This window comes from Pseudomonas sp. NFIX49 (genome assembly GCF_900115915.1).
Taxonomy (GTDB): Bacteria; Pseudomonadota; Gammaproteobacteria; order Pseudomonadales; family Pseudomonadaceae; genus Aquipseudomonas; species Aquipseudomonas pharyngis.
Genome location: NZ_FOYE01000004.1, coordinates 179,866 through 202,833 on the forward strand (window position 1 = coordinate 179,866; position 22,968 = coordinate 202,833).

Annotated in this window: 25 protein-coding genes; 17 read left to right on the forward strand and 8 right to left on the reverse strand. The window is 60.4% G+C overall.

Going from position 1 to position 22,968, the window contains the following annotated elements:
- Nucleotides 1-43 precede the first annotated feature (43 nt).
- Complete coding sequence (locus tag BMZ46_RS12730; RefSeq protein WP_074689469.1) at nucleotides 44-931, reverse strand: LysR family transcriptional regulator; 888 nt, start codon at nucleotides 929-931, stop codon at nucleotides 44-46.
- 137 nt (nucleotides 932-1,068) lie between these two features.
- Between BMZ46_RS12730 and lysM the strand changes: the two genes are divergently transcribed.
- Nucleotides 1,069-1,509 (forward strand): peptidoglycan-binding protein LysM, encoded by a 441-nt coding sequence (gene lysM, locus BMZ46_RS12735; protein ID WP_039764611.1) that lies wholly within the window; start codon nucleotides 1,069-1,071, stop codon nucleotides 1,507-1,509.
- 56 nt (nucleotides 1,510-1,565) lie between these two features.
- Here lysM and yrfG read toward each other — a convergent pair whose 3' ends face one another.
- On the reverse strand, nucleotides 1,566-2,228 hold the full coding sequence (gene yrfG, locus BMZ46_RS12740) for a GMP/IMP nucleotidase (RefSeq protein ID WP_039764613.1): 663 nt from the start codon (nucleotides 2,226-2,228) through the stop codon (nucleotides 1,566-1,568).
- Between the two features lie 88 nt (nucleotides 2,229-2,316).
- Here yrfG and nudE point away from each other — a divergent pair, with 88 nt between their 5' ends.
- Both nudE and cysQ read left to right on the forward strand, forming a co-directional pair.
- Nucleotides 2,317-2,883 (forward strand): ADP compounds hydrolase NudE, encoded by a 567-nt coding sequence (gene nudE / locus BMZ46_RS12745; protein ID WP_064382762.1) that lies wholly within the window; start codon nucleotides 2,317-2,319, stop codon nucleotides 2,881-2,883.
- A 5-nt stretch (nucleotides 2,884-2,888) separates the two neighbouring features.
- The gene (gene cysQ, locus BMZ46_RS12750; RefSeq protein ID WP_074689471.1) at nucleotides 2,889-3,722 is read left to right on the forward strand and encodes a 3'(2'),5'-bisphosphate nucleotidase CysQ; all 834 of its coding nucleotides are present in this window, start codon (nucleotides 2,889-2,891) and stop codon (nucleotides 3,720-3,722) included.
- 13 nt (nucleotides 3,723-3,735) lie between these two features.
- Here the strand turns inward: cysQ and BMZ46_RS12755 are convergent, their stop codons facing one another.
- The 4 genes from BMZ46_RS12755 to rfbC all read right to left on the reverse strand — a co-directional run bounded on the left by BMZ46_RS12755 (nucleotide 3,736) and on the right by rfbC (nucleotide 8,077).
- On the reverse strand, nucleotides 3,736-4,191 hold the full coding sequence (locus tag BMZ46_RS12755; protein WP_074689473.1) for a thioesterase domain-containing protein: 456 nt from the start codon (nucleotides 4,189-4,191) through the stop codon (nucleotides 3,736-3,738).
- Nucleotides 4,192-4,231: 40 nt separating this feature from the next.
- Nucleotides 4,232-5,620, reverse strand: a complete 1,389-nt coding sequence (locus tag BMZ46_RS12760) for a sigma-54-dependent transcriptional regulator (protein ID WP_074689475.1) — start codon at nucleotides 5,618-5,620, stop codon at nucleotides 4,232-4,234.
- On the reverse strand, nucleotides 5,617-7,425 hold the full coding sequence (locus tag BMZ46_RS12765; RefSeq protein WP_074689724.1) for a sensor histidine kinase: 1,809 nt from the start codon (nucleotides 7,423-7,425) through the stop codon (nucleotides 5,617-5,619). Before BMZ46_RS12765 ends, BMZ46_RS12760 begins: the two co-directional genes overlap by 4 nt.
- 106 nt (nucleotides 7,426-7,531) lie before the next feature.
- Nucleotides 7,532-8,077 (reverse strand): dTDP-4-dehydrorhamnose 3,5-epimerase, encoded by a 546-nt coding sequence (gene rfbC, locus BMZ46_RS12770; RefSeq protein WP_074689477.1) that lies wholly within the window; start codon nucleotides 8,075-8,077, stop codon nucleotides 7,532-7,534.
- A gap of 178 nt (nucleotides 8,078-8,255) precedes the next feature.
- On the opposite strand from rfbC, the gene BMZ46_RS12775 reads away from it, so the two are divergent.
- The 9 genes from BMZ46_RS12775 to BMZ46_RS12815 all read left to right on the forward strand — a co-directional run bounded on the left by BMZ46_RS12775 (nucleotide 8,256) and on the right by BMZ46_RS12815 (nucleotide 17,853).
- Nucleotides 8,256-11,168, forward strand: coding sequence for an aminotransferase (locus tag BMZ46_RS12775; protein WP_074689479.1), 2,913 nt, complete (start codon nucleotides 8,256-8,258; stop codon nucleotides 11,166-11,168).
- A 178-nt stretch (nucleotides 11,169-11,346) separates the two neighbouring features.
- Complete coding sequence (gene aguA / locus BMZ46_RS12780; protein WP_074689481.1) at nucleotides 11,347-12,453, forward strand: agmatine deiminase; 1,107 nt, start codon at nucleotides 11,347-11,349, stop codon at nucleotides 12,451-12,453.
- A gap of 245 nt (nucleotides 12,454-12,698) precedes the next feature.
- On the forward strand, nucleotides 12,699-12,911 hold the full coding sequence (locus tag BMZ46_RS12785) for a hypothetical protein (protein WP_064382769.1): 213 nt from the start codon (nucleotides 12,699-12,701) through the stop codon (nucleotides 12,909-12,911).
- A 242-nt stretch (nucleotides 12,912-13,153) separates the two neighbouring features.
- Nucleotides 13,154-13,822 carry a DsbA family protein gene (locus BMZ46_RS12790; protein ID WP_074689483.1) on the forward strand — a complete coding sequence of 223 codons (669 nt, stop codon included), beginning with the start codon at nucleotides 13,154-13,156 and terminating at the stop codon, nucleotides 13,820-13,822.
- A 299-nt stretch (nucleotides 13,823-14,121) separates the two neighbouring features.
- Nucleotides 14,122-15,408, forward strand: a complete 1,287-nt coding sequence (locus BMZ46_RS12795; RefSeq protein WP_064592776.1) for an OprD family porin — start codon at nucleotides 14,122-14,124, stop codon at nucleotides 15,406-15,408.
- A gap of 232 nt (nucleotides 15,409-15,640) precedes the next feature.
- Entirely contained in the window at nucleotides 15,641-16,387 is a 747-nt protein-coding gene (locus tag BMZ46_RS12800) for a 2OG-Fe dioxygenase family protein (protein WP_011331995.1), read from the forward strand.
- Nucleotides 16,388-16,466: 79 nt separating this feature from the next.
- Nucleotides 16,467-16,844 (forward strand): GNAT family N-acetyltransferase, encoded by a 378-nt coding sequence (locus BMZ46_RS12805; protein WP_007952618.1) that lies wholly within the window; start codon nucleotides 16,467-16,469, stop codon nucleotides 16,842-16,844.
- Nucleotides 16,841-17,557 (forward strand): AzlC family ABC transporter permease, encoded by a 717-nt coding sequence (locus tag BMZ46_RS12810; protein WP_074689485.1) that lies wholly within the window; start codon nucleotides 16,841-16,843, stop codon nucleotides 17,555-17,557. The genes BMZ46_RS12805 and BMZ46_RS12810 overlap by 4 nt, the downstream gene beginning before the upstream one ends.
- Entirely contained in the window at nucleotides 17,536-17,853 is a 318-nt protein-coding gene (locus BMZ46_RS12815) for an AzlD domain-containing protein (RefSeq protein WP_007952614.1), read from the forward strand. Before BMZ46_RS12810 ends, BMZ46_RS12815 begins: the two co-directional genes overlap by 22 nt.
- On the opposite strand, the gene BMZ46_RS12820 is transcribed toward BMZ46_RS12815, so the two are convergent.
- Nucleotides 17,770-18,696, reverse strand: coding sequence for a LysR family transcriptional regulator (locus BMZ46_RS12820; RefSeq protein ID WP_039764636.1), 927 nt, complete (start codon nucleotides 18,694-18,696; stop codon nucleotides 17,770-17,772). The genes BMZ46_RS12815 and BMZ46_RS12820 overlap by 84 nt on opposite strands.
- Nucleotides 18,697-19,142: 446 nt before the next feature.
- Here BMZ46_RS12820 and BMZ46_RS29330 point away from each other — a divergent pair, with 446 nt between their 5' ends.
- The 4 genes from BMZ46_RS29330 (at nucleotide 19,143) to BMZ46_RS12840 (ending at nucleotide 21,628) form a co-directional block, all read left to right on the forward strand.
- Complete coding sequence (locus tag BMZ46_RS29330; protein ID WP_039764637.1) at nucleotides 19,143-19,676, forward strand: PBECR2 nuclease fold domain-containing protein; 534 nt, start codon at nucleotides 19,143-19,145, stop codon at nucleotides 19,674-19,676.
- A gap of 348 nt (nucleotides 19,677-20,024) precedes the next feature.
- Nucleotides 20,025-20,243, forward strand: coding sequence for a tautomerase family protein (locus BMZ46_RS12830; protein ID WP_007952610.1), 219 nt, complete (start codon nucleotides 20,025-20,027; stop codon nucleotides 20,241-20,243).
- Complete coding sequence (locus tag BMZ46_RS12835; RefSeq protein WP_039764640.1) at nucleotides 20,240-20,884, forward strand: DsbA family oxidoreductase; 645 nt, start codon at nucleotides 20,240-20,242, stop codon at nucleotides 20,882-20,884. The genes BMZ46_RS12830 and BMZ46_RS12835 overlap by 4 nt, the downstream gene beginning before the upstream one ends.
- Nucleotides 20,885-20,917: 33 nt before the next feature.
- Nucleotides 20,918-21,628 carry an SDR family NAD(P)-dependent oxidoreductase gene (locus BMZ46_RS12840; protein WP_074689489.1) on the forward strand — a complete coding sequence of 237 codons (711 nt, stop codon included), beginning with the start codon at nucleotides 20,918-20,920 and terminating at the stop codon, nucleotides 21,626-21,628.
- Nucleotides 21,629-21,686: 58 nt separating this feature from the next.
- Here the strand turns inward: BMZ46_RS12840 and BMZ46_RS12845 are convergent, their stop codons facing one another.
- The gene (locus tag BMZ46_RS12845; protein ID WP_074689491.1) at nucleotides 21,687-21,953 is read right to left on the reverse strand and encodes a DUF3077 domain-containing protein; all 267 of its coding nucleotides are present in this window, start codon (nucleotides 21,951-21,953) and stop codon (nucleotides 21,687-21,689) included.
- A gap of 549 nt (nucleotides 21,954-22,502) precedes the next feature.
- On the opposite strand from BMZ46_RS12845, the gene BMZ46_RS12850 reads away from it, so the two are divergent.
- Entirely contained in the window at nucleotides 22,503-22,928 is a 426-nt protein-coding gene (locus BMZ46_RS12850; protein WP_074689493.1) for a type II toxin-antitoxin system HicB family antitoxin, read from the forward strand.
- The last annotated feature ends 40 nt before the right edge of the window (nucleotides 22,929-22,968 follow it).

Here is a 22,968-nt window from a genome sequence, read left to right on the forward strand (position 1 = left end):
CGCGTCTAATCGCTAGTGTCGATCCCTTGATAGATGCCGTCGATCAAGCGTCCGTGGGTGATTTTTGATAGAGCGCGAAACAGGCCTCGGCGAGCGCCGAGCGTGGGGCGCCGCGACGCATGATCAGGCCCAAGCGGGCGAGGGTCTGGGCGTTTTCGATGGGTTGCAGGCGCAGGTTATCCGTGAGGTTTTCCAGGCCGCCGTCCAGTGGCATCACCGCGCAGCAAAGGCCGCCGTGCACCGCTTGCAACAATTGGTGAACGGCGTCGGTTTGCAGTAACGGCTGCGGCGTCAGGCCACGACTGTGGAAGTTATGGTCGATGGACTGGCGAAAGTGCATGCCGCTGGTGAGCATGCCCAGGGGCAGTTCGATCAGCGATTCCCAACTCAGCGGCGCCTCACCAAAGTTGAAGAACCGCTGGTCGTAGAGCAGACCCATCTGCGTTTCGCTGAACGCCAGGGATTCAAACCGCTCGCCGTCGAGGCGGTCCAGGTAAGACACGCCAATGTCGATGCGGTTGTTCGCCAGTTGCTCCAGAACCTGTTCGGAGCTCAGCGAGGACAGTTCGAAGCGCAGGTTTGGATGTTGTGCGTGCAGGCGTTGCATCAACGGCAGTGCATCGAAACTCGACAACGGCACCACGCCCAGGCGCAGGGTGCCGATCAGATTGCCGCGACAGGCCGCCGCTTCCGCCTGCAAGCCGTCGTAGGCCGCCAGTACCGTGCGTGCCCAGGCCAGCACCCGTTCCCCCGGCGCGGTGAACCCTTCGAAGCGCTGGCCACGGTTGACCAGTGGCAGGTCGAGTTCTTCCTCGAGGCTGCGCAGGCGCATTGACAGGGTCGGCTGGGTGATGTGGCAGCGGGCGGCGGCCTGGCCGAAGTGGCGGGTTTCGTCGAGGGCGATGAGGAATTTCAGCTGCTTGATGTCCATCTTCGCTCCGGGGCGCTGGCAGGGGTGGGCGATTCTACCGCTTGAGTGACGGCAGGGTCATTGGTCGGCTTGGAACCGGGTTTGTCCGGGGTGGTCTAGGCTTGGGCGTCTGGAACCCAAATCAAGGAGTGTGCGCCATGAGTCTTTTGAGCTTTGTGAAAGAAGCGGGTGAGAAACTGCTCGACCTGCTGACCCCCGGCAACGCCAATGCCAGCGAGCAATTGAAGGAACACATCAGCAAGGTCGGGTTGGGTAATCCGAATGTCCAGGCAACCGTGGACGGGGACAAGGTGACCGTTACCGGTGAAGTGGCGAGCCAGGAAGAGAAAGAGAAGATTCTTCTGGCAGTGGGCAACATTGCCGGTGTCGGCAGCGTCGATGACCAGATCACCGTGACCGGGCCGGTTGTGGCGGCGGCGCGTTTTGTGGTCGTGAAGAAGGGCGACACCCTCAGTGCAATTTCCCTGGCGGTGTATGGCAACGCCAACCAGTACAACAAGATCTTCGAGGCCAACAAGCCACTGCTGTCACACCCGGACAAGATTTATCCGGGGCAGACGCTGCGTATTCCCGAGTAACAACATGCCTGCGGGAGCAGCCTTTGGCGGCTCCTGCAGTCTTCAGAGCCCGGTAATCAGAGCCCGGCAATCAAATCCCGATAATCCTCGACCGCCGCAAACTCCCCGGTGTCTTTCGGCCCTTTGCGGCTGTCCGGTTCCTTAACGGCCAACAGATGCGCCACGCCGAAATTCCGTGCACTGCGCAGGATCGGCAAGGTGTCGTCGATGAACAGACTGCGCGCCGGGTCGAAGTCGATGTCGGTCTGCAACGCGTCCCAGAATTGCGGGTTCTCCTTGGGAAAACCGTAATCGTGGGAGCTGATCAGCCGCTCGAAGTACGGCGCCAGTTCGATGCGTTCCAGTTTCAGCGACAGTGAATCGCGGTGGGCGTTGGTGATCATCACCACGCGTTTGCCGGCTCGCTTGATCGCTTCCAGAAAAGTGTCGGCGTCCGGGCGCAGGGCGATCAGGTGGGCGGTTTCCCGTTTCAGTTCGCGAACTGACAGCTTCAGTTCGGCGCTCCAAAAGTCCAGGCAGTACCACTGCAGCTGACCGGCATGGCGCTCGAACAACGGCTGCAATTCCATTTCCGCCATGACCCGGCTCACGCCATGCAGTTCGGCATAGCGCTGCGGCAGGTGTTCCAGCCAGAAGTGATTGTCGAAGTGCAGGTCCAGCAACGTGCCGTCCATGTCGAGCAGAACGGTATCGATGTCGGACCACGGTAATGAAGGCATGGCAACGTCTCGAGCGGTAGAAGGATATCCGACGCAAACAATCGGAAAAGCCGCGTTATAGTAGCGCGTTCACGCCAAGGAGCTTTGCATGCGCCAGAAACCCACCGTACTCGCCCGCGAGATCGTCGCCACCAGCCGGCTGTTCTGCGTCGAAGAGCTGAAGCTGCGTTTCTCCAATGGCGTGGAACGCACCTACGAGCGACTGGTCGGCAAGGGCGCCGGCTATGGCGCGGTGATGATCGTGGCAATGCTCGATGCCGAGCACGCGGTGCTGGTCGAAGAATACTGCGGCGGTACCGACGAATATGAACTGTCGCTGCCCAAAGGCCTGATCGAGCCCGGCGAAGATGTGCTGGCTGCCGCCGAGCGCGAGCTCAAGGAAGAAGCCGGTTATGGCGCGCGACAGCTGGAGCATCTGACCGAGTTGTCGTTATCTCCCGGTTACATGAGCCAGAAAATCCAGGTGGTGCTGGCCACCGACCTGTACGAAGAACGCCTCGAAGGCGATGAACCCGAGCCCATGCGTGTGGACAAGGTCAACCTGCGGGAGCTGTCGGCACTGGCGCAGAATCCGAATTTCAGTGAGGGACGCGCCCTGGCGGCGTTGTACCTGACCCGCGACCTGCTGACCCAGCGCGGATTTTTCCAGTCATGAGTGAGATGCCGATGAATTTTCCCCATCCGTTGATGGCGCCGGTGGTTGAACTGGCACTGCGGGCCGGTGAGGCGATCCTGCCGTTCTGGCGTGCCGATGTGGCCGTCACCGCCAAGTCCGATGATTCGCCGGTGACGGCGGCGGACATGGCCGCTCACCATGTGATCGTGGCGGGCCTGACGGCGCTGGACCCGAGCATTCCGGTGCTGTCCGAAGAGGACGCCGACATCCCGCAAAGCGTGCGCGCAGGCTGGCAGCGCTGGTGGCTGGTGGACCCGCTGGATGGCACCAAGGAGTTCATCAGCGGCAGCGAAGAATTCACCGTCAACATCGCGCTGATCGAAAACGGCCGGGTGGTGTTCGGTGTGGTGTCGATGCCGACCAACGGACGCTTCTACGTCGGCGGAGCCGGGCTCGGTGCCTGGCGCGGCGACACGGGCGGTACGCCGCTGGCGATTCAGGTGCGTGATGTGCCGGGACCTGGCAAAGCGTTCACCGTGGTCGCCAGCCGCCGCCATTCGAGTCCGGAGCAGGAACGCTTGCTGGCCGGTTTGAGCGCCAGCCTTGGTGAGTTGCAGCTGGCCAACATCGGCAGTTCGCTGAAATTCTGTCTGCTGGCCGAAGGTGCGGCCGATTGTTACCCGCGACTGGCGCCGACTTCGCAATGGGACACGGCGGCGGCGCAGGGCGTTCTGGAAGGGGCGGGCGGTGAAGTGCTCGACCTGAGTGGCGCAGCGTTCTGTTATCCAGCTCGGGAGTCTTTGTTGAACAGTTTCTTCCTGGCGTTGCCGGCGAAAGCAGCATGGCGGGCAAAGCTGCTCGAACTTGCCCGCTCGTAAGCGTGTTCAGTTTTCAGCGGTGCAGGACGTACTGCCCGCTGAACGTCACTGCATCCTCATCGCTCCCGGCATTGACGACCCGCGTGTGCAGCGTCAGTCGCGCGCGTCCGTAACGCTGATACATCGTCAGAAATTTCTTCCACTGCGCTGCGCTCGGTGACGGGCAGATCGCAATGGCATCACCGGTCACCGGCAGTGGATAGCTGATCTGCCCTTCCTGAATCACGATGTGACCGTCTTCGATGCCTTCCTCTTTCAAACGCAAATGCAGCCAGCCCCAACCGGCCAGCACCGCGCCGCAATACAGGCTGCCGCCGAACATGGTGCTCTTGTGATTGACGTTGGCGTCCAGCGGCAGGTGCAGGCGCAATTGCTGCTCGTGCCAGTCGAGTACCTTGAGGCCCATGTCCCGGGTCAGCGGGATGTCGTGATGAAGAATGGATTCCAGATAACGACTGTCGTGCTTCATGCCCGGACCTCTTGCGGCAGAAAAGTGAATTGAGTGAAGTTCATTCGGATTCGTCCGAATGGCCGCCGCTGCCCGCGAAATTCAGCCCGTGCTTGCGCAGTTTGTCGTGCAGGGTCTTGCGCGGAATACCCAGCGCTTCGGCCAGACTGCGCACGGAACTGTGAGAGCGGGCCAGTTCGGCGGCGATCAGGGATTTCTCGAAGTTTTCCACTTGCTCGCTGAGCCCTCCTGCCGTGATCTCGACGGTGGTGCCGGGGCTGCCATCGGGCTGCGTGTTGTCCAGGGCCAGTTCCAGGCCGAGGGCAAAGCGCTCCGCCGCGTTCTGCAATTCCCGCACGTTGCCTGGCCATGAATGCCGCAGCAGCAACGCCCGTTGCGCCGGTTGCAGTTCGTGCGGTGGCAGACCATGACGGGCGCTGGCTTCGTCGGCGTAATGCTGGAACAGCATCAACGCATCTTCGCCCCGTTCACGCAGTGGTGGAATGCGCAGCGGCGCCACGTTGAGGCGGTAATACAGGTCGGCCCGGAAGCGACCTTGATCGGCAGCCTGACGCAGGTCTTCCTTGGTGGCGGCGATAACGCGGATGTCCAGCGGGATCAACTGATTGCCGCCCAGACGCTCGACCACTCGCTCCTGCAACATGCGCAGCAGTTTGACCTGCACGTCCATGCTCATGCTCTCGATTTCGTCGAGGAACAGCGTGCCGCCATTGGCGAATTCGAACTTGCCGATCCGGCGCTTTTGCGCGCCGGTGAAGGCGCCGGGCTCATGGCCGAACAATTCGCTTTCGACCACCGACTCGGCCAGCGCCCCGGCGTTGATCGCCACGAACGGGCCGTTACGCCGACTCGAAAGATCATGCAGGGCGCGGGCGACGACTTCCTTGCCGGCGCCGGTTTCGCCGAGGATCAGCACGTCGGCCTTGGTCGCCGCCAGCGCGCCGATCTGCTCGCGCAGGCGCGACATCGGTGCAGACTGACCGACCAGCCGTGCGCTCAACTCGTTGCGATCACTCAGGGCCATGCGCAGGCTGCGGTTGTCCAGCACCAGGCGGCGCAGGGCCAGGGCGCGGCGCACGCTGTCGAGCAGGGCGTCGCTGGCGAAGGGCTTTTCCAGAAAGTCATAGGCACCCGCACGCATGGCTTGTACGGCCAGCGGCACATCGCCGTGGCCGGTGATCAGCAGCACCGGCAGCTCCGGGTCCTGGGCGTGCAGTTCGCTCAACAGCTCCAGGCCATCCATGCCGGGCATGCGGATGTCGCTGACCACGACGCCCGGCCAGTCACGCTCCAGTTGCGCGGCCAGACCCTTGGCCTCGGACAGCGGAAGAATTTTCAGGCCGGCCAGATCCAGAGTCTGGCCAAGGGCCTGACGCAGGTGCGGATCGTCGTCGATCAGCACCACCTGAATGCGGTTGTCGATGGTCATGCGCTTCGATCCTCGGACGGTTGCAGGCTGACCCCGGGCGCGCCGGCGCGCAGCCGCAGGGTGATCAGGGCGCCACCTTGCTTGTGGTTGGCGAACGACAGTTCACCGCCGAAGGCGCGCATCAGGGTTTCGCAAATGGCCAACCCCAGACCCAGACCCTGGGTGCGGGTCTTGGTCGTGTAAAACGGTTCGCTGGCACGGCCCAGGGCTTCCATGCAGAAACCCGGGCCATTGTCGCGAATGTACAGATTGACGCCTTCGTCGGTGGATTCGGCACTCAGCCACAATTTGCGCGGCGGGCCTTTTTCGGTCAGGGCGTCGAGGGCGTTGGCCAGCAGGTTGCCCAGCACCTGGCGCAGACGGGTTTCCCCGGCCTCGACCCAAAGGGTGGCGGCCGGCAGGTCGCGGATCAGTTCGACATCCATGCTCCGGCGACGTTTGGCCAGCAACGCCAGGGCGTCGTCCAGCGCCGGTTGCAGGGCCACGCTTTCCGGGGCGTGGCGGTCGCGGCGGGCGAAGGCGCGCAGGTGGGCGATGATCGAGGCCATGCGCCCGGTCAGCTCGCTGATCAGTTTGAGGTTGCCTCGTGCGTCTTCGGTGCGTTCGTGGTCGAGCAGCACTTCGGCGTTTTCGGCGTAGCTGCGGATCGCCGCCAGCGGCTGGTTGAGTTCGTGGCTGATGCTCGCCGACATCGTCCCCAGCGCCGACAGCTTGCCAGCCTGTACCAGATCGTCCTGGGCGCGCACCAGTTCCTGCTGGGCCTGTTCGCGTTCAAGCACTTCCTGTTTCAGTCGGCGGTTGAGGCCTTCGAGATCACTCGTGCGCTCGGCAACCCGGCCTTCGAGTTCCCGTCGGGCCTTGGCTTCAAAGGCGATCCGTTCCAGGTAATGACGACGACGCTGCATCATCAGGCCGAGCAACAGCATTACCACCAGCAAGGTGGCGCCGCCGATCGCCACCACCGTGCGCACAGGTCGGTCGATCAACGTACGCGGGGCGAGGATGCTGACGCTCCAGCCGGTTTCCGCGATCTCCTGGGTCTGCGGAAGCCACGCGGTCGGGCTCAGGTTCAAGGGGCGTGGCTCGCGGGTCGGGTAGGGCTGGATTGCGGTGATCGCCGCGCGCTCGGCATCACTGAGGGTGCGGGTCGCGCGAAAACGCCATTCCGGGCGCGAGGTGAGGATGACCACGCCGTTGTGGTCGGTCACCAGCAGTTGTTCCGGGGTTTTGCCCCACAGGCTTTCGGTGTGGTCGAGGTCAACCTTGATCACCAGCACGCCGATGATTTTTTCGCCGTTGCGCACCGCTGCGGCGAAGAAATAGCCGCGCTTGGCGGACGTGGTGCCCAGACCGAAGAAGCGCCCGAGGCGGCCGGCCATGGCCTCGCTGAAGTACGGCCGGAAAGAGAAATTGCGGCCGACAAAACTGTCGTGCTTGTCCCAGTTCGACGCCGCGAGCGTCTGGCCGCTGGTGTCCATCAGGTACATGACTTCGGCGCCGGTCTGCGCGGCGATGTTTTTCAACAGGCGGTTGGCGTTGCCCTGGGTCACGCCGTCGTCCGGCGCCCCGAGTACCGCGCGCAGCGCGGGCAGGTCGCCGAGGATTTGCGGCAGCACTTCATAGCGATGCAGCGTGCCCAACAGGTTGGCGACGTAGAGGTCGAGGGTCTGGCGATTCTGACCGGCCAGTTCGCTGCGGTAATAGCGCTCGGCCAGGTGTTCCAGCGGCCACAGCAACGGCGCCAGGCACAGGGCCAGCAGGGCGAGGCTGCGCCAGCGAGGGCGGCGGGGAAGGGTCGGAGTCATGAGCATCGGGCGCCTGTGGGTACAGGCGCATTATGCCTAGGCTTGCCGGCGCAGTCTGCGCACCCGTGGCCGGGTGTGCAGCGGCGCTAAAGATTCACACAGGGCTTCAGGAAAAGACGTCGGCGTCCTTGAAGAAGGCGGCTGCCTGATCCTTGGCCGACAGTTTTGGCGCTTCGTCCAGCTGCCAGTCGATAGCCAGATCCGGGTCATCCCAGCGAATGCTGCGCTCGGCCGACGGGGTGTAGTAGTCAGTAGTCTTGTAGAGGAATTCGGCGAACTCGCTCAGCACCACGAAACCGTGGGCGAAACCTTCCGGTACCCACAGTTGGCGATGGTTGTCGGCGGACAGGTGCACGGCCACCCACTTGCCGAAATGCGGCGAGCTGCGGCGGATATCCACGGCGACATCGAGGACTTCGCCGGCGGTGACGCGGACCAGTTTGCCCTGGGTATTTTCCAGCTGGTAATGCAGCCCGCGCAGCACTCCTTTCTGCGAGCGCGAGTGGTTGTCCTGCACAAACTGCGTGTCGAGGCCGGTGGCGTCCTGAAAGGCCTTGGCATTGAAACTTTCGTAAAAGAACCCGCGCTCATCACCAAACACCTTGGGTTCGATGATCAGGACACCAGGCAGGTCAGTGGGGATTACATTCATGGGTATTCCGGTGGCAGGTTTGAATGGCCGACATTCTTGCGCAAAGTACCGGTGGGTGCGAGAGGGGCATGCAAATCCCCCTGCTTCGCAACCTGTCGGGGGACGGATGGTCTGGGGGTTGCTTATCGCCCGAACCAATGGCGATATAGGCGCCTAATAAAATTTCAGGGGTCGTTCCATGTCGTTCGCCACGTTGATTCATCGCGCCAGTTTGCCCAGCCCTCAGGTTTCGCTGGAGCAGGCCCGGCATCTGCTGGCGCAGCATTACGACTTGAACGGCACGTTGCAGGCCTTGGGCAGCCAGCAGGATCTCAATTACCGGGTCGACAGCGAGCGTGGGCGGTTCGTGCTGAAAATCTGCCGGGGCGACTATTCGCTGGTCGAGCTGCAAGCCCAGCATGCTGGCCTGAAATATCTGGCTGAACACTGCGATGTCCACGTTCCCCGGGTCATCCCGGCCAGGGACGGCCAAGACCTGCTGACCCTGGACGTCGAGGGCGAATCGGTGCATGTGCGGCTGCTCGATTACATCGAGGGCCAGCCACTGACGGCTCTCGATCATCTTGGCCATGAGGTTGTTGCCGGGTTCGGCCGGCTCTGCGGCGAAATGGATCTGGCCCTGGCCGGGTTCGACCATCCGGGGCTCGAACGCACATTGCAGTGGGACGCGCGCCACGCCAGCTCACTGATCGAGCACCTGCTGCCGGTCATCGAAGACGAACGCCAACGCACGCTGATCGCCGAGGCTGCCGAACAGGCCAGGCTTCGTTTGCAGCCGCTGCTGGAAAAGCTGCCGGTACAGGCGATCCACATGGACATCACCGATGACAACGTGGTCTGGCAACGGGATGCCCGGCGGCACTGGCAGTTGCAGGGCGTCATCGATTTCGGCGACCTGGTGCGCACCTGGCGCATCACCGATCTGTCGGTCACCTGCGCCGCGCTGCTGCATCACGCCGCCGGCGATCCGTTCGTGATTCTGCCGGCCGTGCAGGCCTATCACGCGGTCAATCCGCTGCAGCACGAAGAACTGCTGGCGCTGTGGCCGCTGATCGTGGCGCGGGCCGCGGTGCTGGTGCTCAGCGGCGAGCAACAGGTCAGTATCGATCCGGGCAACACCTACAGCCGCGACAACCTGACCCATGAATGGGAGATCTTCCGGGTCGCCACCTCGGTGCCGCTGGCCTTGATGGAGGCGGCGATTCTTACGGCGGTCGGCCAGACATTGCCGGCCATCGACAGTGAAGGTTTTGCGCCGTTGTTGCCCGATCTGGTCGGGCGCGAATTCGCGTTGATCGATCTGGGTGTGTTGAGCGCCCACTTCGAGGCGGGCAACTGGGAGCAGCCTGGCATCGATCAGCGTCTGTTGAGCGAGGCCGCTGCCATCCATGGTCTGGCGGCCAGTCGCTATGGACAATACCGTCTGTCCCGCACTCGGCTCGACAGCGCCGATGAGCCAGAGACGTTCCCGCTGCACGTCGAATTGCATGTACCCAAAGGTTCTACGGTGGAGGCGCCGTTCGCTGGCGTACTGCACCTGTCGGCCGACGGCGCACTGCGACTCGACGGCCCGCAACTGAGCCTGCGTCTGTGGGGCGTGAAAGCTTCGTTGCACGGCGGCGCGGCGCTGGTGAAAGGTCAGGTGCTGGGTTCGGTGGACGGTCCGTTGATCGTGCAATTGATTCGCGGCGCACAGCTGGAAGCGCCGCTGTTCTGTACACCATCACGCGCGTTGGCGTGGCAGGCGTTGTCCCCCTCGCCGGCAGCACTGCTGGGCCTGGCCTGCGACGCCGAGCCGGAGCTGGACGCGGCGACTCTGCTGGCGCGCCGCGACGCCAGTTTCGCCCGCACCCAGAAACACTATTACGTCGACCCGCCGCGTATCGAGCGCGGCTGGCGCAATCACCTGATCGACATGCAGGGCCGCTCCTACCTCGACATGCTCAACAACGTCGCGGTGCTCGGCCACGGTCACCCGCGCATGGCGGCGGTCGCGGGCCGCCAGTGGTCGCTGCTCAATACCAACTCGCGATTCAACTATGCAGCCGTCGCCGAGTTCTCCGAACGCTTGTTGAAGCTGGCGCCGGAGGGCATGGATCGGGTGTTCCTGGTCAACAGCGGCAGCGAGGCCAATGACCTGGCGATCCGCCTGGCGTGGGCCGCCAGCGGTGGCCGCGACATGATCAGCGTGCTGGAGGCCTATCACGGCTGGACGGTCGGCGCAGACGCGGTCTCGACCTCGATTGCCGATAACCCGCAAGCCCTGAGCAGTCGCCCGGACTGGGTGCATGCGGTGACGGCGCCGAACACCTATCGCGGCGAGTTTCGCGGCGCGGATTCGGCGCCGGATTACGTGCGCAGCGTCGAGCATCATCTGGCGAAGATTGATGAGCAGAAACGCCAACTGGCCGGGTTCATCTGCGAGCCGGTCTACGGCAATGCGGGCGGGATTTCGCTACCGCCGGGTTACCTGAAAAAGGTCTATGAATTGGTGCGCGCCCGTGGCGGCGTGTGTATCGCCGATGAGGTGCAGGTCGGTTATGGCCGTATGGGCCATTTCTTCTGGGGTTTCGAAGAGCAAGGCGTAGTGCCGGACATCATCACCATGGCCAAAGGAATGGGCAACGGCCAGCCGCTGGGCGCGGTGATCACCCGCCGGGAAATCGCCGAGGCGCTGGAGGCCGAGGGCTATTTCTTCTCGTCCGCCGGCGGCAGTCCGGTGAGCTGCCAGATCGGCATGGCGGTGCTCGATGTCATGGAAGAAGAAAAGCTCTGGGAAAACGCCCAGGTGGTCGGCGCTCATTTCAAGGCGCGGCTGGAAGCGCTGATCGATCAATATCCGTTGGTCGGCGCAGTGCACGGTTCGGGGTTCTATCTGGGGGTCGAGCTGATCCGCAATCGGGAAACCCTGGAGCCGGCAACCGAGGAAACCACGCTGTTGTGTGATCGCCTGCGCGAGCTGGGGATCTTCATGCAGCCGACCGGCGATTACCTGAACGTTCTGAAGATCAAACCGCCGATGGTCACCTCGCGTCAGAGCGTGGATTTCTTTGTCGACATGCTGGCGAAGGTGCTTGAAGAAGGGCTTTGAAACGATCCGCAACCTTCGAATACCGATTTGTATCGGTATTTTAAGGGGTTAATTCCGATTGTTTTTCATTACTTGCTTCTAAAGCCGATATTTATCGTTTATAAAGTCGCCATAGTCCGTCGTCCATCCCTGTACGGCGCGTTGAAAACCCTCGACGGTTCCCTGGAGTCTGATCGACATGACCACATTGAAAAGCACACCACGCGCCGATGGCTTCTACATGCCGGCCGAATGGGCACCGCAAACCCAGACCTGGATGATCTGGCCCGAGCGTCCGGACAACTGGCGTCTGGGCGGCAAGCCGGCCCAGGCCGCTCACGCCGCCGTGGCCAAGGCCATCGCACGTTTCGAGCCGGTCACCGTGGCGGTGTCCGCCGGCCAGTACGAAAACGCCCGTGCTCGCCTCGACGTGCCGAATATCCGCGTGGTCGAGATGTCCAGCGATGACGCCTGGGTTCGCGACAGTGGTCCGACCTTCGTGATCAACAACAGCGGCGAAGTGCGCGGCGTGAACTGGGACTTCAACGCCTGGGGCGGTTTTGACGGTGGCCTGTATTCGCCGTGGAATCGCGACTCCCAGGTCGGCGGCAAGATCCTCGAAATCGAGCGCAGCCCGCGTTATCGCACCGAAGGCTTCGTGCTCGAAGGCGGCTCGATTCACGTCGACGGCGAAGGCACGTTGATCACCACCGAAGAATGCCTGCTCAACCGCAATCGCAACCCGCACCTGGGCCGCGAAGAAATCGAAGCGGTGCTCAGTGAAAACCTGTCGGTGGACAAGATCATCTGGCTGCCGGATGGCCTGTTCAACGACGAAACCGACGGCCATGTGGATAACTTCTGCTGCTACGTGCGTCCGGGCGAAGTGCTGCTGGCCTGGACTGACGATCCGCAGGATCCGAACTTCCCGCGCTGCCAGGCCGCGATGAAAGTGCTGGAAAGCAGCACCGACGCCAAGGGCCGCCCGTTCACGGTGCACAAGATGCCGATTCCGGGGCCGCTGTTTGCCACCGAAGAAGAGTGCGCGGGCGTGGATCCGGTGGACGGCACTCAGGAGCGCAACCCGAGCGTGCGTCTGGCCGGTTCCTACGTGAACTTCCTGATCGTCAACGGCGGCATCATCGCGCCGAGCTTCGACGATCCGATGGACGCCCCGGCCCGGGAGATCCTGCAGAACCTGTTCCCGCAACACGAAGTGGTGATGGTGCCGGGGCGCGAACTGTTACTGGGCGGCGGCAACATTCACTGCCTTACCCAACAGCAACCCGCACCGCACAAAGAGTGAGTGCGGATGTAACAGCTTGAGTTGATTGGGAAATCGACCGGGCAGTCATTTGTTGCCCACGCTTGAAGAGAAACCCGCAGCCCGTCAGGACTGCGGGTTTCTTTATGTCCGCTGGTCGACAATTGCCAGACATTGGCATAGCTCTTGTATCGCTCATGGTGCACTAGGGAGGGGGGAGAACTTCAACAGTTCTGTCATAAACCTTGGATAACGTAGCCGCTCATGAACGGGGAGAGAGCGCTGAAATGAACGCCGAAGTGAACGTAATCAGCGAGCGGACGATGCATCCCATGGCTGTAAATAGTGAGTCGCTCCAGATTGTCGCGCACTGGTTGAAATCCAATGGAACGCGTCAGATCAGGGAACCTGATCCGCGCCGGATGATGATCGAGCGTTACCCCGCTGGCCTGTTCAGCGAGGCCGAACTGGAAGCACTCTGGGATGTGTTGGAAGGATAAGAAGAACAAACAGGGATTGTAAAAAGCGCTGCCGGGATGGCAGCGCTTTTTTTATGGGCGCGATATCAGAAGCTTTAGGTGCCAATGCCCACCAGGTTGTCTGCCTGATCTGGAAGTGGCGGCTGCCGGTCTCGATTTGACCGATTGCCGAAACACACTGAAAGCCATTCCGGCGTTTTTCCGCAACGACCGAGGGACTAATGTGCCGACATCATTCCCCACCTTCCAGCCGGAGCATTTCGATGACCCTTCACTACATTTACGACCCGTTGTGCGGCTGGTGCTATGGCGCCAAACCGCTGGTGCACGCCGCACAGCAAGTGCTGCCGGTGATCGCCCACGCCGGCGGCATGATGACGGGTGCCAACCGCCAGAGCGTTTCGCCGCAACTGCGCAATTACGTATTGCCCCATGACCGACGGATTGCCGAATACACCGGTCAGCCGTTTGGCGAAGCCTATTTCGAAGGCCTGTTGCGCGATCACACCGCGGTGTTTGATTCGGCACCACCGATTGCCGCTGTGCTGGCAGCGGAGAAAATCGACGGCCGTGGCCTGGAACTGCTGGGGCGTTTGCAGACGGCGCACTATGTCGAGGGGCGCCGAATTGCCGACGAAAGTGTGCTGTTGGAATACGCGGTGCAGCAGGGGTACGACGCCGATACTTTCTCGAACGCCATGCAGTCCGTCGACACCGGGCAACATATAAAGAACAGCCGCGCCTTGTTGGCAAAAGTTGGAGGGCAGGGCTTTCCAACTTTTGCACTGGAACAGGACGGTCAATTCACACTGGTTGATATCGGGCCGTGGCTGGGCAAACCAGAAGCCTTCGCCCAATGGTTGAACGAGTCGTTTACGCCTGCGGCAGGGACCGAAACCCTGCCAGTCTGTGGCCTCGATGGTTGCGTGTAATCCCGCATCAAAATCCCTGACTGCGGGCAATTCCGTGCACGAAGCCACCGCAAAATTTACTTTTTTTAGACGTTTTTCGCCTATTTAAAGACGATTCTTGAAATTGACACATTGTTGAGGGCGCGGCTACGATTCGGCCCAACGCCTGTGGCTAACCGCCATGACTCAAAATCAGGAGCAGGCCCGCCATGACATTGTCTTGAGCGGGTCTTTTTGTTTCGGGGTGAATAAAAGAGTGCAATAAGCGCCGTTTCAGCCGTTCGACACAGCGCGTTTCAACCCGTAATAAGGAAAACAAAATGTTGAACAAGCGAATCAGTTTGATCGCACTGGGGATGTTGAGTGCCACTTCGGCCATGGCTAACGACCAGGCCGAGTCCAAGGGTTTTGTTGAAGACAGCAGTCTCAAAGTGCTGCTGCGCAATGCCTACATCAATCGTGACTACAAAGATGGCAACCAGGACAAAGCCGAATGGGGCCAAGCGGCCATCGGCACGTTCTCGTCCGGTTTCACTCAAGGCACCGTGGGTGTGGGTGTGGATGCCTTCGGTTTGTATGCACTGCGCCTGGACGGCGGCAAGGGCCGCAGCGGTGCCGGTGGTATCGACTTCTTCAAACAGGGTGACAGCGGCAACGCGGCTGACGACCTGTCGAAGGGTGGCGCAGCCGTCAAATTCCGTATCTCCAACACCGTACTGACTTACGGTGACCAGATGCCGGCCCTGCCGGTGCTGAGCTACGACAACGTGCGTCTGCTGCCGGAAAGCTACACCGGTACTTTGATCACTTCCAAAGAGATCAAGGGCCTGGAACTGAACGCCGGCCGTTTCACCGCCGAATCGCGCAAGAGCGCTGAAGGCCGTGACAGCGGTGGTCTGAAATCGATCAACGTGTTGGGCGGTAGCTACCAGTTCACCGAACAGTTCAAGGCAGCGCTGTACGCTTCCGACGTCGAAGACGTGCTGAAGAAGCAATACGTGAACGCCAACTACGTGTTCCCGATCGACAAGGATCAGTCCCTGACCCTGGACTTCAACGGTTACCGCACCAAGCTGGACAACTCCTACGTCCGCGAAAACGGTGTGACCGGCGACGACAACAAGATCTGGAGCCTGGCAGCGACCTTCGCCACCGGCCCGCACTCGTTCACCGTGGCGCACCAGCGCTCCACCGGCGACAGCAACCTGGGTTACGCCTACGGCGGTTATCAGAAAGGTCAGGGTCGCGTGGGTGACGGTGGCAACACCATCTACCTGGCCAACTCCTACTGGTCCGACTTCAACGCTGAAGACGAGCGCAGCTGGCAGTTGGGCTACGGCCTGGACTTCAGCGCATTCGGCGTACCGGGTCTGAGCTACAACTTCGCGTACGTGCGTGGCGACAACATCACCACGTCCACCAGCGAAGGCGGCACCGAGCGTGAAATCTTCAACCAGTTCAAGTACGTCGTGCAAAGTGGCCCGGCCAAAGACCTGAGCATCAAGCTGCGCAGCTCGATCCTGCGTGTTTCGCAGAAATCCAGCGAATACAACGTCAGCGGCAACGAACTGCGTGTATTCGTGGATTACCCGATCAATATCTTCTGATGATCGGTTGACCCGCAAAACGCGACAGAAAAACCCCGACTGGTTCGGGGTTTTTTTTTGACGTTTTTTGCGAAAACAGCATAAAAACCCGTGTTTTTGTCATTTGAAATGCACTTTCAAGCCGTTTCAAATCGCGTTTCAAACAGGGCTTTAAATGCCTGAAATTCTTTCTCATGGACGCAAATTCTCCACCTAATAGATTAGGCCGCTCAATGCAGCGGAGAATTTGGTAATGATCGTTTTAACCAGAGAAGTGGGCGAATCGCTACGGCGCGACAAGTACGCCAATGTGCAGGGTGCTGACTTCAATCTCTACGGTCATTTCGCCGACTTCGTCAGACTGACCAAAAGTTGGGAAAACATGGAGCCTGACAGTTACTACGGTCAGGCCGAAGCCGGCATGCGTTACCGTCGTTACAGCGACTTTGAGTACAACCCCAAGACTCGCGAACTGAAGCAACTGGAACATCGCGCGTACGTGCAGTCCAAGGCCAACAACAGCTATGTGGGCGGCGTTGTGCGGCACTTCCAGGACTTCTCGGACGAAGTCATCAGCTCGCCGGTAATGCGCAGCCTGATCGACACCGATTTTGAAGTGTACAAAAGCGTGTTGCCGGAAGAGCTGCACGATGAAATCTGGCAGTGCCAGATCCATCAGATCCGTATCGAGATCAAACCCGGCAAACAACTGGAAATCACTCCGGAAGGGATTCACTGCGACGGTTATCCGTTCAGCGGTGTGCACTTCTGGGGCCGCAACAATGTCGAGGGTGCGGAGAGTCGTTTGTACGACATCCACGAGCAGCAACTGGCGTCGACCACTTACCAGGAAATCCTCGACACCACCTATTTCCTCGACCGTGATATGCGCCACTACGTGACACCGGCACGCAACACTCACTCCCATGCCATGGCGTACCGGCAGATCCTGGCGATTTCCTTCTCGCGGCCCGGGACCGCTTTCGACATTGTTCGCTAATCAGATCACCCCAATCGACGGCGTCGAATGCTCGACGCCGGTGGTGCTGCGGCGCGCGACGGCCAAGGACGCGCAGCGCATGGAGCGCTTCTTCCGCCAGTTCGACGAAGTGTCGTTCTGTGAATGGCAGGACGCCAAATGCCTGCGCGGCGTGTTGATCCAGAAAACCACCACGGCCTATCTCGCCTTCGACGTCGAAGGCGAGATCGTCGGCGCGGTGCTGGGCGGCATGCTCGGCAGCCGTGGCACGATCAACCATCTGGCGGTCAGCCTGCGCTATCGCAGCCAGGGCGTGGGCCAGCGGCTGGTGGAAGCGGCGTCGGCCGACATGAAACGGGTCGGAGTGCTGCGGATGTTCCTGTTCGTCGATGATGCTAACCTCGCGGGCAAGCGTTTCTGGACGGCCCAGGGTTTTTGCGAACCTCACGGCGAGCGGACATTTGAGAGGGATCTATGAATGAAACATCCGGCAGTGCGCCGCTGATGGTCGACCGTCAGCCATCGCGCACCTTTGCCGAAGCCAGCCCGGTGGTCGCTGGTTACTTCACCGTGTCGTTCGTGTTCGGGCTGATGGCGGTCAATGCCGGGCTGCCACTGTGGCTGCCGGTGGCCATGTGTCTGTTCGTGTATGCCGGGGCTTCGCAGTTTGCGGCGCTGGCGCTGATCAGCAGTGGGGCGTCACTGACCACCATCGTGCTGACCACGTTTCTGATCAACGCGCGGCACATGCTGATGTCGGTCTACATGGCGAAAGCCTTGCGGGCACTGGGCCTGAGCCGCATGGAACGCTGGTGCTACGCCGGCGGGCTGACCGATGAGTCGTTCGCCTTTCACAGCGTCAAACTGGGCACCGGGGCACCGGTGAACGTTCGCTACCTGATCGGCTTCAACCTGTTCTGCCACACCTCCTGGGTGATCGGCGGATTGCTCGGCGCCCTCTGCGCGCAGTACGCGTCGCACCTGATCAAATACCAGCTCGATTACGCGCTGACCGCGATGATGCTCTACGTGCTTGTCTCGCTCTGCAATACCCGCAACAAACTCATCGCCGCTATGGCTGCAGTGGTCTGCATGGGCGCACTGAGTCTGGTGGGCAGTTCGCCGTTCAACGTTTTCATCGCCACGTTTGTGGGCTGCGGAGTGGGTGTATGCCTGACCAAACGTTCCTGATCCTGGTGGTCGCGCTGATGATGGCCGTGACCTTCCTGCCACGGGCCTTGCCGCTGCAGGTCAACACCGAGCACTGGCCGCCCTTCGTCGCCCGGGCGCTGGAATACCTGCCGGTGGCGATCGTCGCTGCGATCAGCCTGACACCCTTGTTGATCAAGGATCAGCACATACAGCTCGATCGCCCGGAATTTTATGCAGCGATTCCGACGCTGTTATGTGCGTATTTCAGCAAAAACCTCTTTCTCAGTGTGGCGGTTGGGACGGCTGCGTACATTGCGCTCGGTTCGTTCATGTAGCGGCAGATCGACCACGTCGTTCAACGCCTGGCCGGACAGATCCGGGTTGTTCACCGCCAGGCGCACTTCGAGGAAATCCTCGAACCCGGGGAAGATCGTCAGGCCGTTCTTCTGCGCGGCCTCGCGGGAGACCATGCCGACCGCATCCATCTGGGTGATGAGCGACAGGGTCAGCGTTTCGCTGCAGGAATAAATCGTGCGCTGACTGTTCTCGTGATTGCCCAGCCCGGCGTCGAGAAAACGCAAAAAGCTGTGGGAATACGGACAATCTTCTGCGGGACGCACCTGAAACTTGTTACCAAGCAACGTCAGCGGATCGTTCTCCTGACCACAGTGCGCGCCGACCACCTGCACCTGCACTTCCGGCAGGACAATGCTCGGCAGACCCGGACGCTGCGGGCCGATCAGCACCGCAAGGTCAAAGTCCTCGTTCTTCAGCTTGCTGAGGTTTTCCATCGACTCGGCGTAGCTGAATTCCATCTGGTAATCGGGAAACACCTCGATCAGGCGCCCGATCAGTCGCCGGTTGAAATCCGGCGCCAGAGTGGTGTTCAACGCCACTTTCAACGTGCGCTGTCCCGGCACCTTCAACGCTTCGACTTTCTCTTCCATCTGCCGCGTGGCAATCAGCACTCTGTCCATATAGGGCGTCAGCTCGGTGCCTTGCGGCGTCAGCGTCAGCCCCTTGTTGGATCGTCTAAACAAGCGGAAACCGAACTGCTCTTCGACCTTGTTCAACTGTGCGGCCAAGGCCTGCACGGTCAGGCACGAATGCTCGGCTGCTGCCGACAACGAGCCGGTCTGCACGATGCGCATGAGGTTGCGTAAGGTTCTGCTATCCATGGGTAATGCCCTCTGAAGTGGGCTGGGTATTGTTGTGTACGTGACGGCCTGAACGGCGCCATTTGCCGGCTATATTCCTGTACCTGAGCATAGTTGTCGCGCAATTAGTAGCGAATCGATGTCTCCGCCGATGGCTGGAGGCTGACACAGGATCGGGGTTTTTGGCGACGTGGGGGTGATAGGGATCAAAAAAAGTGCCCGACTCGAAGGAGTCGGGCACTTTTTTGTGCGGTGGGGTTACAGCGGCTGGGACAGTTTCGTACAGCCATTTCGCGCTGTTCAGCGTTGATGCCGGAAGCCTCCTATTGAAAGACAAGAACGGGCTGATTTATTACCGCAGCACAAGTGGCTGAAATATCAGGCAGTTAATTTCGGGACATTTTCAGTCCGAGGCCATTGGATATCCAGGCAATGCCGGCATCCGCGAAGCTAGCGAGAGGATGCCAATGAGCGTGCCTGGGAGCAGGGCGTTACCTGAACAAAAGAACTGGAAGGATCTTGGTTTACCGGACATTCGGGACATTGATTCCGAGTTGCTGACTTCTGCAATCAGAGAATGTCCGGGTGCCGAGAGTCTGGAGGCTGCATGGGAGCAAGTTGCCAAAGGCTTCGGACTTCATGACGGCCTCAATTCAACAGTGATTGAGACACCCATTTGCCCTGTTCTGGTGAGGCGCGAGCACTTGTTGCACATTGTGGAAAAACGCCCGAATGCTCGGGAGCGCTTCACAGACTTCGCGCAAGACACCCTGAAAAAGCCGTTAGAGATCTGGAAGATTTCCTACGATGACGACTCTTTCCGACTGACATACATCGGTGTCTACAACACGAAATACCAGATGCTGGTCGTGATCCATATCGATCACGGCAACGTACTCTGGAACTTCATGAACTGTGACAAAAAGGGACTGAACAAGCATCGGCATGGAGAGCTGCTGTTTCAAAGTTACCGATGGCCCAAACAAAAAGGGCAGCCTTAACAGGCTGCCCTTCACGAAAAAGTTGCTTGATATTGTGCTCCCTCAAGCAGGGGAGAAGAGGTCTCACCCGAACGCTGATTTTCAGGTCATCAACGGGGTTCCTAACGCCGACTATCGCCACCTGATGGCAGTCGGTTTCGCGCTCTTGGGGCCGATTCTCGGCCACTGAATCAGATGTGTCAACCTACGACTTCAATGGGTAAACGGTAGCGACATGGGTGTATCAATTCATTACACCGCATCACAAATGAAGTACCCCACCCCTACTTTTTCCCCTCCCGGCACACGCCTACATTGAGCTCCAACACCTGACCATCATCCCGAGGGCAGGTCACTGGAGTAGTCGTCATGCCATTTGTCAGCGTACGCATCACCCGCGACGGTGTTACCCGTGAGCAGAAAGCTCAGGTGATCGCCGAAATCACTGAAACCCTGGAGCGCGTCCTCAACAAACGCCCGGACCTGACCCACATCGTGATCGAAGAAGTCGACACCGATAACTGGGGCTACGCCGGCATCACCACCACCGAGTACCGCCGACAACTGGCGGAACGGGGCCAGTCATGACCCCGACCGTGACCATCGATTTCATTTCCGACGTGGTGTGCCCCTGGTGCGCACTCGGGGCGACAGCGCTGGAGCAGGCGATCGGCAATCTGGCCGGCGAGGTTTCGGTGGAGCTGACCTACAAGCCCTTCGAACTCAACCCGGACATGCCCGCCGAAGGCGAGCCGGCCGTGCAGCACCTGATGCGCAAATACGGCCGCACCGCCGAAGACGTCGCTGCCGGCAAGAAGATGCAGATCGAGCGCGGCAAGGCCATCGGTTTCGAGTTCGACCTGGAGAAACGCACGCACTTTCACAACACCTTCGACGCCCATCGCTTGTTGATGTGGGCAGCGCAGGAAGGGCGGCAGGTCGCGCTGAAAAAGATCCTGCTGCGCGCTTACTTCCGCGACGGCGACAACCCCAACGATCACCCGACGCTGATCCGTCTGGCGACCGAAGCCGGGCTGGATGCCGCGAGGGCCCGCAAGGTGCTGGCCAACGATGAATTCGCCAGCGAAGTGCGGCAACTGCAGGCGTTCTACCGGCAGCACGGGATCAACTCGGTGCCCGCGCTGATCCTGAACGGCAAGCACCTGGTGTCCGGTTCGCAATCGGTCGAGTACTACGAACAAATGCTGAAAAAACTGGCTGCGGCCTGATTCAACACTTACTTATTGATTGAGGATTTCATCATGAGCAACTCGAAAAAAACCGTCGTTATCACTGGCGCCTCCCAAGGTCTGGGCGAAGGCATGGTCAAGGCCTTCCGCGAACTGGGCTACAACATCGTCGCCACCTCGCGCTCGATCAAACCGTCGAACGACCCGCAAATCCTGACCATCGCCGGCGACATTGGCGACCCGGCCACCGCTCAACGCGTGATCAGCGAAGGCGTGGCCCGCTTCGGCCGCATCGACACCCTGGTCAACAACGCCGGCATCTTCGTCGCCAAACCGTTCACCGCCTACACCCCGGAAGACTACTCCGCAGTGCTGTCGGTCAACCTCAATGGCTTCTTCTACATCACCCAACTGGCCATCGCCGAGATGGAAAAACAGGGCAAGGGCCACGTGGTCAACATCACCACCAGCCTGGTCGACCACGCCATCGACGGCGTGCCCTCGGTCCTCGCTTCCCTGACCAAGGGCGGCCTCAACGCCGCCACCAAATCCCTGGCCATCGAATACGCCAAGCGCGGAATCCGGGTGAACGCGGTATCGCCGGGCATCATCAAGACACCGATGCACGGCGAGGAAACCCACGCGGCGCTGGGTGGGCTGCATCCGGTTGGGCACATGGGCGAAATCGACGATATCGCGCAGGCGGTGGTGTACCTCGATAACGCGAACTTTGTGACTGGCGAGATTCTGCACGTGGATGGTGGGCAGAGCGCTGGGCATTGATTGATGCGGTAACACAAAGCCCTCGCAGCGATGCGAGGGCTTTTTTATGGGCGACGATTTACGGATCCGGACTCAGCACTTTGACCGCGTCATCGACCAGCGCCTTGCTCAACTCCTGCAAATATTGCGAGGCGCAGGCGTGGAGTTCCGGATCGTTGGCGGCAGAGGTATCTGATGTGAGCAGTTTGGAAATGTGCAGCAGATGGGAGGCGTGGGAGAGGGCGGTGACCACCGGGACGCCGGGGTTGGTGCGAAAGAGGGCGTGGTTGGAGTGGAAGGAGAAATGGGTGAGGCCGAGGGTTTTCAGATCTTGAGGATTGGTCATGGCTTCACCTACTGTTGTCTGGGAGGTTGGCAGGGATGACCGGTGTAGCGAGGGGCGAAATTGTGGATCTTACGATAGCTGGCATGTTCAGACTCCTACATTGCATTGAAGCTGCCGCATTCGTTATCAGGCGAATGGGTGGCAGCTGTACGCAGGCTGATAAACCGGAAATGTAGGAAACCGGCAGACCCGAAGGTCTCCCACGCACAGCCGCCATTGCACGAATGCGCAGGCATAAAAAAACGCCGGCAAACGTGATTGGGGCGCTGAAGCGCCTACATGTTACTCGGGTTATCAGGCCCGGTCGCTGAATTGGCAGCGACGGGTTTGACGGTAGCGTGGGGGAGGGTTGGGCGCAATCGTGGCCAGGTGGTGGCGAGGAGGCCGACATACTCACATGCAACACTTATGTTGCATGGGTAACAAATATGTTGCACGGTCGCTCTGCCGAAATAGCGCGTGATGCGTATAAGCGACATCGAGTTTCGGCGATGCAGCTAGGCCACAAGGGTGAGGCTGAGTTTGTACCCCATGAGGAGAGGAAACGCGATGTTCGAATATGCGTTGGAAGTCCACGAGGAGCCGAGCAGTGTCTGGTTGTCCTGCGCAGAAATTCCAGAGATGCACGCCGCTGGCGACACCCTCGAGGAAGCACTCGACGGCGCCATTGATGCGATGGAAACGGCATTGTCGATTTACGTCGATGATCGCCGGTTGATTCCGACAGGTGATGCGGGAGAGCAGGAAAGTGACGCGGTGTTGCGTCTGCCTGCACTGACCGCGGCAAAGGTTGGGCTCTGGAATACGCTTTTGGAGTCTGGGGTCAGCAAGGCTGAACTTGCACGTCGCTTGGGGGTGCAACGACCTCAGGTAGATCGGTTAGTCGATTTCCTGCATCACTCCAAGATTGAGAATGTCGAGCGTGCATTGCAGCAGCTTGGGCGGCGGATTTTACTTTCGGTTGAGGCTGCTTAAGATTGGAGAAAAGCCCCCGACAGCGATCGCTGTCGGGGGC